The 13971-nt window shown below is 39.2% G+C and carries 12 protein-coding genes; 10 read left to right on the top strand and 2 right to left on the bottom strand.

Features of this window, described 5'->3' with window-relative positions:
- The first annotated feature begins 5 nt into the window (after positions 1–5).
- Positions 6–671 carry an SOS response-associated peptidase gene (locus tag M3210_RS04400; protein WP_251511940.1) on the top strand — a complete coding sequence of 222 codons (666 nt, stop codon included), beginning with the start codon at positions 6–8 and terminating at the stop codon, positions 669–671.
- A gap of 50 nt (positions 672–721) precedes the next feature.
- A complete protein-coding gene (locus tag M3210_RS04405) occupies positions 722–1390 on the top strand; it encodes a YdeJ family lipoprotein (RefSeq protein WP_251511943.1) in 669 nt (222 codons plus the stop codon).
- A gap of 47 nt (positions 1391–1437) precedes the next feature.
- On the opposite strand, the gene M3210_RS04410 is transcribed toward M3210_RS04405, so the two are convergent.
- Positions 1438–2796, bottom strand: a complete 1359-nt coding sequence (locus M3210_RS04410; RefSeq protein WP_251511945.1) for an alanine/glycine:cation symporter family protein — start codon at positions 2794–2796, stop codon at positions 1438–1440.
- A gap of 247 nt (positions 2797–3043) precedes the next feature.
- Between M3210_RS04410 and M3210_RS04415 the strand changes: the two genes are divergently transcribed.
- From M3210_RS04415 to pdaA, 5 genes are all read left to right on the top strand, one after another.
- A complete protein-coding gene (locus M3210_RS04415) occupies positions 3044–3322 on the top strand; it encodes a YtxH domain-containing protein (RefSeq protein WP_251511947.1) in 279 nt (92 codons plus the stop codon).
- Positions 3323–3411: 89 nt separating this feature from the next.
- A complete protein-coding gene (locus tag M3210_RS04420; RefSeq protein ID WP_379595441.1) occupies positions 3412–4260 on the top strand; it encodes a YihY/virulence factor BrkB family protein in 849 nt (282 codons plus the stop codon).
- A 156-nt stretch (positions 4261–4416) separates the two neighbouring features.
- Complete coding sequence (locus M3210_RS04425; protein ID WP_251511951.1) at positions 4417–5211, top strand: YfkD family protein; 795 nt, start codon at positions 4417–4419, stop codon at positions 5209–5211.
- Between the two features lie 160 nt (positions 5212–5371).
- Positions 5372–6688 (top strand): Na+/H+ antiporter family protein, encoded by a 1317-nt coding sequence (locus M3210_RS04430; RefSeq protein ID WP_251511953.1) that lies wholly within the window; start codon positions 5372–5374, stop codon positions 6686–6688.
- Positions 6689–6807: 119 nt separating this feature from the next.
- Positions 6808–7593 (top strand): delta-lactam-biosynthetic de-N-acetylase, encoded by a 786-nt coding sequence (pdaA, locus tag M3210_RS04435; protein ID WP_251511955.1) that lies wholly within the window; start codon positions 6808–6810, stop codon positions 7591–7593.
- 126 nt (positions 7594–7719) lie between these two features.
- On the opposite strand, the gene M3210_RS04440 is transcribed toward pdaA, so the two are convergent.
- A complete protein-coding gene (locus tag M3210_RS04440) occupies positions 7720–9078 on the bottom strand; it encodes an IS1182 family transposase (protein WP_251512030.1) in 1359 nt (452 codons plus the stop codon).
- 237 nt (positions 9079–9315) lie between these two features.
- Here M3210_RS04440 and mbcS point away from each other — a divergent pair, with 237 nt between their 5' ends.
- From mbcS to M3210_RS04455, 3 genes are all read left to right on the top strand, one after another.
- Positions 9316–10896 (top strand): acyl-CoA synthetase MbcS, encoded by a 1581-nt coding sequence (gene mbcS / locus M3210_RS04445; protein ID WP_251512031.1) that lies wholly within the window; start codon positions 9316–9318, stop codon positions 10894–10896.
- Positions 10897–10999: 103 nt separating this feature from the next.
- Positions 11000–11176, top strand: a complete 177-nt coding sequence (locus M3210_RS04450; RefSeq protein WP_251511958.1) for a hypothetical protein — start codon at positions 11000–11002, stop codon at positions 11174–11176.
- A gap of 169 nt (positions 11177–11345) precedes the next feature.
- A complete protein-coding gene (locus M3210_RS04455; protein WP_251511961.1) occupies positions 11346–13484 on the top strand; it encodes an ATP-dependent Clp protease ATP-binding subunit in 2139 nt (712 codons plus the stop codon).
- The last annotated feature ends 487 nt before the right edge of the window (positions 13485–13971 follow it).

Here is a 13971-nt window from a genome sequence, read left to right on the forward strand (position 1 = left end):
ATCACATGTGTGGAAGATATACGTTGCTTGGGGATCAATTAGAACTTTTGGATGAGTTTGATTTGGAGGAACCAATCGATGACTTTCATCAAAGTTATAATGTAGCGCCAGGACAAAATGTACTCGCAATTATTCATGATGGCAAGAAAAAACGTGCCGGATATTTACGTTGGGGGTTGGTCCCTTCTTGGTCGAATGACCCTAAAATCGGTTATAAAATGATCAATGCGAGAAGTGAAACAGCAGACGTCAAACCGAGTTTTAAACAACTTATGGCGAGGAAACGTTGCCTTATTGTGGCAGACAGCTTTTATGAATGGCAGCAAAAAGAAGGAGAGAAGATACCGCAACGCATTTCTGTAGAGGGAAGAAAGTTTTTTGCTTTTGCTGGTTTATGGGACAAGTGGACTCAAGGAGAAGAGACATTATTTACCTGTACGATTTTAACGAAGGATTCTCATGGATTCATGCAAGATATCCATCATCGGATGCCGATTATCCTGCCAAAAGGCGAGGAAGATCGATGGATTGATCCAAGGGAATATAAACCAGTTCAAGCGAAGCAATTACTTCACAGCTTTTCTGATCCATCCTTCACAGCGTATCCCGTATCTACTTATGTGAATACCGCGAAAAATAACGATGAGCAGTGTATCGCTCCTATTGCTTAACTAAAAAGTATTGCATAAATCAGTTTGAACCATAATGGAGGGATAGTGCGGTGAAGGGGAACATTGATAAAACTGTATTCGCATTGACTTTTCTTATCCTCGCCAGTTGCAGTAGTAGTGGTAATGCCGTGGCAGAAGATCATTCCATCCTTTTGAAAAATGAAGCCGAGGAAGATAAGGGTCTTCTAACCGAAGAGAATTCGAGTTTTGATGAAATTGAAATAGAGGAGAGCATTCTTAAAACGCTTGCTTCTGAAGAGTCTGTAGTAGAAGATGAGTATCAGAAGAATGCTGTAGATAGGCTAAATGAGGAAGAAGTGGATTTATTATCAACTTATAGTAGTGAACAGATCGAATATGCTAGGGTCTGGTTGCAACTTGGACCAAACCAAGAAATAGATGAATTGTATGTTACACATATTCCTGAGGGAGAAGCCGTGAACCCGAATGCGGAATCAAGTGCAACATACACAGAAGAAGTTGTCCAGTTGACAGGTTCCCGGTTAGTGGAGGGTTCTGTTACATATAGTAGTAACGGTGATGGTACAATCAATGTTTATTTTGTTCCCAGCCACTGGGAAACAAATACTCCAGAGGGTTTTACGGATGAGGATTTAAGGATTTTTACGGAATCCATTGTTAATAACACGGATTTAGTATATATTGAGCCAGGACATGACGATGAGGTCATTTCCTTGATTAAAAAAATAAGAAATTGAAAGAGGAACAGTTCAAAGATGAATTGGTCCTCTTTCAATTATACATATTATGAGGCTTTCGCTCGTTTTTCAGCTTCTTTTTCTTCTTTTGCGACTTTCAAGAATCGTTTCGTCTCATAAGCTACAACTCCGGATAGTCCGAGTAGTCCAATTAAGTTCGGTATTGCCATGAGTGCGTTAAATATGTCTGCAAACAACCAGACAATATCAATGACTGTAACTGCACCTACAAATACAACTGCAACCCAAACGAAACGATAAATAGAAACGGCTTTCGGACTCTTAAACAAGTAGTTAAAGCATTTCTCACCATAATATGACCAACCGATGAGTGTAGAGTATGCAAATAGAATCGTAGCGATACTTACGATATAGATTCCTGGCGTGCCAAGGAATGTACCAAAGGATTCCCCTGTCAATGCTCCACCTGCTATACCAGTTTGATGAAGGTCAGCCATAACGATAGTGATTCCAGTTATACTACAAACAATAATGGTATCGATAAATACCTGTGTCATAGAAACAAGACCTTGTCTTCCCGGATAGTCTGTTTTTGCAGCAGCCGCTGCGATTGGAGCAGAACCAAGTCCAGCTTCGTTCGAGAAGATTCCTCGGGCGACCCCATAGCGGATTACTGTACCTAAGATACCCCCACCAACAGCTTCAGCAGTAAAAGCATCTGTAAGAATGGTGCTTACTGTAGTTGGAACGAGATCAAAATTTAAAATCATAATAATTAGTCCACCTGCTAAATAAAAAACAGCCATTATAGGTACAAAGAAAGCGGTTACACGACCGATGCTTTTAATACCCCCGAGAATGACGATAGCAGTTATAATAGTTAAGATAATACCAGTTACCCATCCAGGAATGCTAAACGAGTTTTCCGCAGCAGCTGCCACGGCATTTGTTTGTACCATATTTCCAATTCCAAATGCGGCAATCGAACCAAAAATCGCAAATAGAATAGCCAGCCATTTTGCATTCAGGCCACGCTCCAGGTAGTACATCGGACCACCAGCCATCTCTCCTCGAGCGTCTTTTACCCGATATTTTACTGCAAGTACCGCTTCAGCGTACTTGGTTGCCATTCCGAATACAGCCATAATCCACATCCAAAAAACAGCACCAGGTCCTCCAGCAATAACGGCGGTAGCCACCCCGACAATATTACCTGTTCCAATTGTAGCTGACATCTGAGTGGTCAAAGCTTCGTAATGGGAGATGTCCCCTTCTGATAACTTATCTTGTTTTTTCCGGCTGAATGCGTTTATAAGTGCGGTCGGTAGTGCGAAAATCTGCACAAATCCAAGTCTGAGTGTTAAATAGATCCCGGTTCCTACAATTAGTACAAGCAGGGGAGGGCCCCAGACAAATCCACTGACCTTCTCTAAAAATTCTATCATCCTTTCATCCTCCTTTTTTCAAATAGATTTATACTATATAATATTCCGAATTTTTCACAATAAGTCAAGCTTTTTTTACAAAATACAAAAATCATCTTAATAAGATTACAAAAGTAAAGGAAGGTTAAAGATAAATAGACAAAATTCTACAGCTTTCTTTGCTTCTTATTATGTAATTTGCTTATAATATAAGAAAGTGAATGAACAAGGCATGATAATCTAGCGTAATGGTAAAGGAGAGAAGAACATGGGACAAAGGAAATTGATTTTCGGCATGGTAGCTGGTGCGTTACTCGGTGCACTCGCGATGCAGTATGACAAAGAAACACGCAGTTATACCAAAGAGTGTTTAAACAAATTGAAAGATAATTCCAGTGAATTACTTAGCAACCCAACGGAAACCGTCCATAAGCTACGTGAGTCATTTGACAGAGTTAATCAAAACTTCACGGTTGGAGCGGAAAACACAATTAATGCATTAGAACAAGTTGAAACCACACTCGATCGTTTAATGAATAAAAATTAAGACTGAAGAATAAAATAGCACAAAAGATATGCCCCATCTCAAGGTTTTGCGATGGGGCATGTTTATGGATGGTGTGGGAGGAACAAATGTTGAAAAAACTGATTCCAGCTACAATAGAATTTTATGAACGTATGGAAAAAGTAGATGTATTTGGTTTGGCTGCACAATTAGCTTATTTCTTTCTTCTCTCACTCTTTCCGTTTTTATTATTCTTAGTTAATTTAGTCGGATTTTTTCCTTTGGACGAAGATATGATTCTACAGTTGATCGTCGATTATGCGCCTCCTCAGGTGTACCATTTAATTGAATCCAATCTGTTAACCCTCATCCACACCCATAATGGTGGATTACTTTCCATCGGTATCATAGGAACACTATGGGCAGCTTCTAATGGAGTCAACGCAGTCACGAAAGCATTGAACCGAGCGTACGGCATAAGACCAAAGCGTATATTTATTGTGTATCGTTTCTTATCAATTCTGCTTACCATCGGGATGTTTTTAGTCGTCATTGTCGCATTATTGCTTCCGGTTTCAGGGAGAATGATTGGAGAGTATTTTTTCTCATTCTTCGGATCTTCCCATGAGTTTCTTCAAATATGGGAGACTTTCCGCTGGGTTACATCTTCCATTATTTTCTTTATTGCCCTTCTCGCGCTTTATAAGCTGGCTCCCCACCGAAGAGTATATTTCAGGAATGTAGTCTGGGGTGCATTATTTTCTACCTTTGGTTTTCAATTAGTTTCTTGGGTATTTTCATTTTACGTAAGCAGTTTGAGAAATTACTCCACAATGTATGGCAGTCTCGGGGCGGTTATAGTATTAATGGTTTGGTTTTATTTGTTTGGCATAATCGTCCTTCTCGGTGGAGTGTTAAACGCATACCTTCATGAACGTACAATAAGAAAAAATTTCAATGGGAATGGCGGTGCCAAGTGAGGTGCGGCCTTTTTCGTGCACAAATAAAATTAATCTCTCATCCTTTAAAGTATAGTGAAATCATTATCTAAATTTACTTCATGAACTTGTTGTATGAGAAGGGTATATTTTTTCATGAAGCGAAAAAACTATAGACAAAAGAAAGGATGGAGGCTTATGAAATTAAAGAGATTGTCTGCTCTGATGCTTACTTTATACATCCTACTTGTTTTTCCGCTTTTTGCTTCAGCAGAAGAGAAGAAGGATACAACCGATAGTTTCAAACTGCCAAGTCATGTATTGGATATATCTAAGGAAAACACGGCACAAAATGACAGTTCTGATCGTCAATCTGTTGAACCTAGTAATGAAACAAAGGAATTATTGGAAAGCACCTCCGTTCCAATTGATAATTCTGATTTGATTCAGCAATTGAATGAAACAACGATCAAACCGTCGCCGATCGGGATTGGCTATCGGGCAGAGATTTTTCTCGGGCGCTGGCCGCTTCATTATGAATCAGAGGAAACATCTGTGAATTGGGAGTATCAGCAGATCAATAAGAATGAATTGAAAAATAGCGGAGATACCCAACAACAATTGAACTATATCCAACAAGAGAATAAAGAAATAAGAGGAATGCTCACAAACAAAATTGCCAATTCAGAAACAGTTAGAAAAATGATGCTGAATAAGACAGAAGAAAAGACAAAACTGCCACTTGCTTATGAAGTGACGATTGGCAGGAATACGAAAACGGCTCACTCTTACCCCGTCCCCCCTGAACAGACCGGTACATTGGAAGCATATGCACCAGCAATCAATGAAAAAGGCAAAGTAACGTTTGGGGAGGTATATATTGAACTGAAGGGAACGAAAAAACAACTTGTAATTAAAAATGTGACGAAGCAAGGAGTAGGAGCTTGGCTTCCAATCCAAGACCATGTTTCCTATTCATTCAAGGTAAAGTAGAGAGAATTAAGATCCAGAAAAGATAGTGCTTATACCGCTTCTAGAGGAAGTTAAGCAACTATCTTTTTTGTTATTTTAGCAATTAGGGGTTGAAATTTATCCTTTAATACTTTATTATGATAAAGTGTTAAAGTGAAAAAGATTTAAGGGGGAACTACTTATGGAATGGGTAGTTGTTGTGTCTGTACTTGTTTTGACCATTCTAAGCTTGTTACGGTTGAACGTTATATTGGCAATCATTGCTGCTGCGATTGTTGCTGGATTAATGTCTGGGCTGTCATTCGGTGATTCCATCAATCTGTTAGTAAGTGGAATGGGTGGCCAGGCAAATACAGCTTTAAGTTATATTTTACTCGGAGCCTTTGCTATTTCTATTAGCTATACTGGAATTGTCGGTTTTCTAGTTGATTTTCTAATCAAGAAATTAGGTGGCCGACGAACAACGATTGTTCTTGTTATTGCTGGGATTGCTTGTTTATCGCAAAATGCGATTCCTGTGCATATAGCATTTATACCTATTTTGATACCACCGTTATTAAAGTTGTTTAATTCCATGCGAATTGACCGCCGTGCAGTTGCTTCGGCATTAACTTTTGGACTGAAGGCACCGTATGTGATGTTGCCACTTGGATTTGGGTTCATCTACCACGGTATCATAGTAGATGGCTTAGCGGAAAATGGCATTGAATTGTCTGTATGGGATACAGCGCTTGCCATGTTGATGCCAGGACTGGGAATGGTAGTCGGACTGTTGGTTGCTGTTTTTATCACTTACCGGAAAGAACGCGATCCGATTATCGGTTCAGGTGGAAGTGGTACGATTAAAGTTCGTGAAGAAGCAGAGGTTGACTTGACCTTTAATTCCAAACACTTGTTAACCTTGGTAGCTATTGTTGGTGCGTTGATTGTACAAATTATATCCGAAAACTTAATCCTTGGTGCTTTAACAGGTCTCGTCCTCATGCTTGCATTTTTTGTAATTCCTTACAAATCATTGGATAAAGTGATGGCAGACGGTATCGGTTTAATGGGTGCCATTGCTTTCATTATGCTTGTTGCCTCAGGATATGGTAATGTATTACGTGAAACTGGAGCGGTTGATGCGTTGGTGGAGGCCTCTGCAGGTTTTATCGGAGATAGCAATCAGGCAGTTATAGCATTTATACTATTAATAGTCGGATTGCTTATTACAATGGGGATTGGTTCTTCATTTGGAACCGTACCGATTATTGTTGCACTATATGTTCCAATTTGTGTTGCAGCTGGATTTTCACCAATGGCGATTGCTTGCTTAATCGGTACAGCGGGTGCATTAGGTGATGCTGGTTCACCGGCTTCGGACAGTACATTAGGTCCGACATCTGGCTTAAATGCTGATGGTAATCATAACCATATTTGGGATACAGTAGTACCTTCATTTATCCATTATAATATTCCACTCATTATCTTTGGTTGGATTGCAGCACTTATTTTATAAAACAATTACATCACTTAGGCTTCGGAGACGTTAGCCTAGGTGATTTTTTTCGTTTGCGTTCTTTGTGCTTGGAATAGATTTCATTTGCCCGGTTAAGCTATGGAAAAAGGATGTTGATGATGAAACATTTTGTAGTAGGAAGTCTTATACTCCTTACCTTCTTCTTGTTCCATGTTGATGTGGATGCAAGAGGCTTTGGCTGGGGTTATAAAAAAAGCACAAATGGTGAAGTTCCTGATATCGGTACGTATGATGAGTTGTTGGAACGTTTTGGTGCCTATTATGCCGACAAATCCGGAGAGAAGAATATTTATTTGACGTTTGATAATGGTTATGAAGAAGGATATACACCGATGATATTAGATGTTCTCAAAAAAGAAAAAGCACCTGCCACTTTTTTTGTGACCGGACATTATGTGGAATCTGAGCCAGAATTGGTTAAGCGGATGGTGGATGAAGGACATATTATCGGCAACCATTCTTATCATCATCCAGATTTTTCGATCCTGACAAAGGAAGCGATGAAAAAGGAATTGGAAGACCTTGCGAAAAAGGTTAGTGAGGTGTCAGACCAGAAGGATTTGAAATACCTCAGGCCTCCGCGAGGAATATTTAATGAGCAGACATTGAAATGGTCAAAGGAATTAGGATATGTCCATATATTTTGGTCGCTGGCATTCAAGGACTGGGAAACAGCCAATCAAAAAGGTTGGCGCTATGCTTATGAAGAAGTGATGAAGCAAGTCCATCCAGGCGCAATTGTTTTGCTGCATACTGTTTCAAAGGATAATGCAGAAGCACTGGAGGCCATCATCAAGGATTTAAAAGCAGAGGGTTATCAATTTAAAAGCTTGGATGAGTTAGTTCTGAGAGATTACATGCCACAGGTGATTTATGGGTATTGAAAAGAGTAGAGAAATCTACTCTCAGCTTGTAGAGAAAGTAGGTGTTTTTTCTCTGCAAGCTTTTTATTTTGGTTAAAGTGATATATTTTCTGGTGATTTTTACAATGAAAATAGACTCCCATCCACCTATCCTAATCTGGATAGGTGGATGGCAATCTTCTTCATGTTCTGGCACGCTGCAGTGAGTAATACTTGCTCACTTGCATTGTGCAATCCCCTCAACCTGCAATAGCGAAGCCCATGCAGTTCTTTTGAATCTGCGAAGCTTCGCTCAACCTTTTCCTTTCTGTATTTATAAAGCATCTTTCCTGATGAAGATAGACGGTTTTCTCGTACCTTTTCTTTATGTTCTTCCCAAACATGGCGAGTTACTACTTTTTGATGATTTTTTGACCTGGTACATTCTTTTAATAGTGGGCAACCTACACATTGTTTAGGATTGGATTTATACTCTCTATAGCCATCTCTACTTGTGGTCGAATAGGCTAAAGTTTGTCCGTTCGGACAAATATAAATATCTTGTTCTTTATCATATTTAAACTTCCATTTTGGAAATAATCCTTTCGTCGGATGATATCTACGGTAAGCGATAACTCCAAATATGTCTCTATCTGATAATCCTTTGCATATTGGGTTAGTCAAGTAACCTGAGTCTAAGGCAACCGCTTCTACTTTTAAATCAAATCTGTTTATTTGTCGATCCAATCGTTCTAAGTAAGGGACGGAATCATGAACGTTTCCTGGAGTGACATAAGCATCTGTAATAATATTAAATTTCATGTCTGTCGTACGATGATCGAGGTAACAGAACATTTCTTGTTTATTGTCACGAGACATAAAACCACTTTCTGGATCCGTCTTACTCTTACGGATTGTTTTTGTGTCCTTCACTTCCTCCCTGTCCGTTAGTGGTTTTTTTCCGTGTTGCTTCCGATCTTCTTCAATAGCTTGATTTAATTCTTCTACGTAATCTCGAACCTCTACCTCCACTTCTTCTCTCGTGAATTTATGTTTATTGGCGTTAGCCTTTAGATGGGTGGAGTCCGTAAACAAAACCCTCCCACCAACCATTTGGTGGTTAATAGCTTGGAGAACAATTTCATCAAAAATATCTTGAAATATGTTCGTGTCTTTAAATCGCGTACGGCGATTCCAACTAATCGTGGAGTGGTGTGGAACAGGATCAGAAATTTTTAAACCAAGAAACCAACGATACGCTAGATTCATTTGAATTTCCTTCTCCAGTTGACGCTCGGAACGAATCCCATAAAAATAACCAATAAACATCATTTTGAATAAGACGAGGGGATCTAAAGAAGGTCGACCATTATCCTCACTATAATAAGGTCTTACTTTATCTATAATGAAAGAGAAATCAATGTATTTATCAATTTTTCGTAGTAAGTGATCTTGTGGTACTAAGTCTTCCAGACAGACAAACTCAACTTCATTTTGAGTATTACTTCTTGTATGAAACAACCTAATCACCGCCTATTTTTATTACTAATATTATACCAAATTAGGCAATAGAGTTGTTTTATTATTTTGATAAATAAAAAGAAATAAATAGGCTGTCGAGGGTTTCTCGACAGCCTGAGAGTAGAGAAATCTACTCTTTTTTTATTTCTTACTTCATACTAGTACTTGGTACTAAAAAACTATGTAATAATTTCTGATTTTTTGTTATAATGGGGAAAATAAATAGAAAGTGGTGAAGGGATGATGAAGAGAGAGGATTTAATCGCACCGACGAAGTACAATATTGCGATGGAAGTGGAGAAGTTTGCCAACGATAAAAATAAAAAGGCATTAATTTGGTTGGACGAAAATGACAACAAAAAAGAAATCACTTATCAGGCATTATTACGGAACGTAAATAAAGTCGGGAATGTATTCTTGAATAGCGGACTAGAGAAAGGTGACAAAATCATCATCATCATGCCGCGCTTAATTGAAACTTATGAAGTTTATCTTGCTGCATTAAAAACGGGGATCATTATTATACCTAGCTCTGAGATGTTAAAAGCTAATGACTTGGAATATCGGATCAATCATGGAGAAGTAAGTGCAGTTGTGGCATTCCATGAATTTACCGAAGAAGTGAGTAAAGTATCAAACTTCGAACAGCTGAAAAAGTTTGTGGTCGGACAAGCAGTAGACGGCTGGGAATTTTTAGATGAGGCTAAATCATATGCTACAGAAGAATTGGAAATGGTCGATACATCAAAAGATGATATTGCATTTTTACCGTATACGTCCGGCACAACGGGGAATCCAAAGGGGGTCGTCCATACCCACGCTTGGGGATATGCCCACTTAAAAACTGCTCCTGAAAATTGGCTTGGAGTGGAAGAGGACGATTTAGTTTGGGCCACAGCCGGTCCAGGTTGGCAAAAATGGATTTGGAGCCCATTTCTATCGGTGTTGGGGTCGGGTGCCACAGGCTTTATTTATAGTGGAAGATTTGATCCAGAAAAATACTTACAACTCTTAGACGAACATGAGATTAATACACTTTGTTGTACACCAACGGAATATCGCCTGATGGCCAAGGTTGAGCATTTGGAAGATTATAAGCTCACTAACCTGAAAAGTGCTGTATCTGCAGGTGAACCGCTCAACGTGGAAGTGATCAATATATTCCGTAAGTATTTCGATATTACTGTACGAGACGGTTACGGACAAACCGAAAACACCTTGTTACTTGGAATAACAAAGGATATGGAAGTGAAACCAGGATCAATGGGTAAACCGACTCCAGGCAATGCGGTGGAAATTATCGATGAAGATGGGAACCCAGTTGCAGTAAATGAAATTGGGGATATTGCTCTTCCACTTGATAGTCCTGCGTTATTCCGTGAATATTATAAGGATAAGGAGCGGACGAAAGCCTCTCGCCGTGGCTCCTATTATATTACGGGGGACCAAGCACGCAAGGATGAGGATGGCTACTTCTGGTTTGAAGGCCGTAGAGACGACATTATTATTAGCTCAGGTTACACGATTGGGCCATTTGAAGTGGAAGACGCCCTCGTTAAGCATCCATACGTTCAAGAATGTGCAGTTGTAGCAAGTCCACATGAAGAACGAGGCAGTATAGTCAAAGCATTTGTCGTCTTGAAACAAAATGTCGATAAAAATGACCCTAACTTGATTAAACAGTTGCAGGATCATGTTAAAGAACAAACTGCACCATATAAATATCCGAGAGAAATTGAATTTATAGACCATTTACCAAAAACGACTTCTGGTAAAATTAGAAGAATCGAATTGCGTCAGCGTGAGTTGCAGAAAAATAAATAAAGGAAAAGCCGCTTATGTATGATAGACATAAGCGGCTTTTTTGTTTTTATATCTTATTCTTTGGGTATCCTAATAATAGAAAAACTTGAAGTGAGGGATTATGATGGATTCAAAAGACCGTATCAAACAGTTGATAAACGAGTTGACAGAGGAAGAAGCTGTAAGAGTCCTAAATTTCGCGTCGGAAGTAAAGGAAGCTAAAGAGAAAGAGATTGAGGAAGTTGCCCCTGTAGCATTTTGGGATAATGACGATAAAGTATGGAACGAAATCAGCAGATGAAAGTAAAGCATTCATCTGCTTTTTGTTGCGTTATCACGGCATTTGCCTAAAATAATTTAAAAAATCTAGGTAAAAGACTTGAAAGTCAAAGATAGTCAGAGTATAATAAAATTAAAGTCAAAGATAGTCAAAGTCAAATTGATAAATAAATATCAAGGAGGAATGTAAGATGAAATGTCAACATTGTGGTGAAAATAATGCGACCATTAATGCAGCAGTACATGTAAATGGTCAGCGGATGGAAATGCATCTTTGTAACTCCTGTTTAAATGAAATACAAAATAATATGATGAATCATGCGAATGATTTCTTTTCTAACTTTAATCAAGGATCAACTCCTTTTGAAAATAATCAATTCTTCCAACAAGGAGGCTCTGGCCGCCAAGCTGGAACCCGTACGAAGCAACGTGCAAACAAAGGCAAGGGATTGCTTGACCAATTAGGAAAGAACTTAACAGATTCTGCTCGAGCAGGAGAAATCGATCCGATTATTGGACGAGATCAAGAAATTAAAAGAGTAATTGAAACATTAAATAGAAGAAGTAAAAATAACCCAGTACTCATTGGGGAACCTGGTGTAGGTAAAACTGCAATCGCAGAAGGATTGGCACTTAAAATTGTCGAAGGTTCTGTACCATCAAAATTGCTTTCTAAAGAAGTGTATTTACTGGATGTAGCATCGTTAGTTGCTAACACAGGAATCCGAGGTCAGTTCGAGGAACGTATGAAAAAGCTGATCGCAGAGCTTCAGGAAAGAAAAGATGTCATCCTATTCATTGATGAGATCCATTTAATTGTCGGTGCTGGATCTACAGAAGGTTCTCAGATGGATGCAGGAAATATTTTAAAACCTGCACTTGCACGTGGTGAATTGCAATTGATCGGTGCTACGACTTTAAAAGAATATCGACAAATTGAAAAAGACCCAGCATTGGAACGCCGTCTACAACCAATTACTGTGAAAGAGCCGACAATTGAGCATACAATTGAGATTTTAAACGGTATTAAAGATCGCTACGAGCAATTCCATGAAGTGAACTATTCGGATGAAGTGGTTGAGTCGTTTGTAACATTATCAAATCGTTATATCCAAGATCGCTTCTTGCCTGATAAGGCGATAGACTTGATGGATGAGGTAGGATCACGCCTTAACTTGAAGAATTCACAACAAGATTCAACATCGCTTAAGAATCGACTAGATGAGATTGTGAAAGAAAAGCAGGAAGCTGCTGAACGTGAAGATTATGAACTTGCAGCAAATCTTCGTTACCAAGAAATTCAACTGCAAAAACAATTGGAAAAAGCGGATGACAGTGAAAAAGTGACGGATGTCTCTGTTCATGATGTTGAATTGATTGTTGAAGAAAAAACTGGTATTCCAGTAACGAAAATGCAAGCTGAAGAACAAAAACAAATGAAGAACTTAGCCGAAAACTTACGCGGTAAAGTTATTGGACAAGATGAAGCCGTTGATAAAGTTGCAAAAGCAATCCGCCGTAGCCGTGCAGGATTGAAGTCAAAAGAACGACCAATCGGTTCTTTCTTATTCGTCGGTCCAACTGGAGTTGGTAAAACGGAACTGACTAAAGTACTTGCAGAAGAATTATTCGGTAAACGTGATGCATATGTACGCCTCGATATGAGTGAATATATGGAGAAACATTCTGTATCTAAAATTATTGGTTCTCCTCCGGGATATGTTGGTCATGAAGAGGCTGGCCAATTAACCGAGAAAATACGCCGAAACCCATACTCCATCATCTTATTGGATGAAATTGAAAAAGCTCATCCTGATGTACAGAACATGTTCCTGCAAATTATGGAAGACGGTCATTTGACCGACTCACAGGGAAGAACAGTAAGCTTTAAAGAGTCTGTCATCATTATGACAAGTAACGCAGGAACGGGTACGAAGCGTGTGAATGTCGGTTTCAGTCAAACCCATGATGCTGTTTCAACACTAGAGAATTTAAGTGACTATTTCAAACCAGAGTTCTTAAACCGCTTTGATGCCATTGTAGAATTTAATGAGTTATCAAAAGAAAATCTATTGACTATCGTAGACTTGATGCTTAATGAACTACAAGAAGCTATCGAAGAAAATGATATTGAAATCATGATCACAGACGCTGCTAAACAACGACTAGTTGACCTTGGATATGATCCGCGCTTTGGTGCAAGACCATTACGCCGGGTAATCCAAGATAAAATCGAGGACCAGCTCACAGATCTAATTCTTGAGTCAGACTCTGTTGAGAAAGTCCAAGTAGACGTCGAAGAAGAAGAGATTGTTGTTAAACAAGTTTAAATCATAAACCGTCTGCAATATTGCAGACGGTTTTTTTTATGTTCATAAGCTTAGTTTTTTCGTACAAAATATAAAGAGTGAAACTAAAACGTGCTTTGACTGCCTAAATGAATTGGGTTCTTTCATCATTGGTCACTCATCGGTGCTCTAACCGCCCGAATGTAATGATTTCCCTGCTCTTCGGTCACTCATCGGTGCTCTAACTGCCCGAATGTGATGAATTCCCTGCTCTTCGGCCACTCATCGGTGCTCTAACCGCCCGAATGTGATGATTTCCCTGCTCTTCAGTCACTCATCTAGGCTCTAACCGCCCGAATGTGATGAATTCCCTGCTCTTCGGTCACTCATCGGTGCTCTAACCGCCCGAATGTGATGATTTCCCTGCTCTTCAGTCACTCATTGGTGCTCTAACCGCCCGAATGTAACGAACTACTTCCTTCTCGGTCGGTCATCAGTACGATGAAGACCTATATAAGTCCTGCTTCAT

Source organism: Oceanobacillus luteolus, from assembly GCF_023715655.1.
GTDB classification, from domain to species: Bacteria; Bacillota; Bacilli; order Bacillales; family Amphibacillaceae; genus Oceanobacillus; species Oceanobacillus luteolus.

Excerpts from the sequence above, each read along its gene's own strand:
- M3210_RS04430 (WP_251511953.1), top strand. The coding sequence starts at position 5,372 with ATGGAATGGGTAGTTGTTGTGTCTGTACTTGTTTTGACCATTCTAAGC.
- pdaA (WP_251511955.1), top strand. The coding sequence starts at position 6,808 with ATGAAACATTTTGTAGTAGGAAGTCTTATACTCCTTACCTTCTTCTTG.
- M3210_RS04415 (WP_251511947.1), top strand. The coding sequence starts at position 3,044 with ATGGGACAAAGGAAATTGATTTTCGGCATGGTAGCTGGTGCGTTACTC.
- M3210_RS04410 (WP_251511945.1), bottom strand. The coding sequence starts at position 2,796 with ATGATAGAATTTTTAGAGAAGGTCAGTGGATTTGTCTGGGGCCCTCCC.
- M3210_RS04425 (WP_251511951.1), top strand. The coding sequence starts at position 4,417 with ATGAAATTAAAGAGATTGTCTGCTCTGATGCTTACTTTATACATCCTA.
- M3210_RS04400 (WP_251511940.1), top strand. The coding sequence starts at position 6 with ATGTGTGGAAGATATACGTTGCTTGGGGATCAATTAGAACTTTTGGAT.
- M3210_RS04450 (WP_251511958.1), top strand. The coding sequence starts at position 11,000 with ATGGATTCAAAAGACCGTATCAAACAGTTGATAAACGAGTTGACAGAG.
- M3210_RS04455 (WP_251511961.1), top strand. The coding sequence starts at position 11,346 with ATGAAATGTCAACATTGTGGTGAAAATAATGCGACCATTAATGCAGCA.
- mbcS (WP_251512031.1), top strand. The coding sequence starts at position 9,316 with ATGAAGAGAGAGGATTTAATCGCACCGACGAAGTACAATATTGCGATG.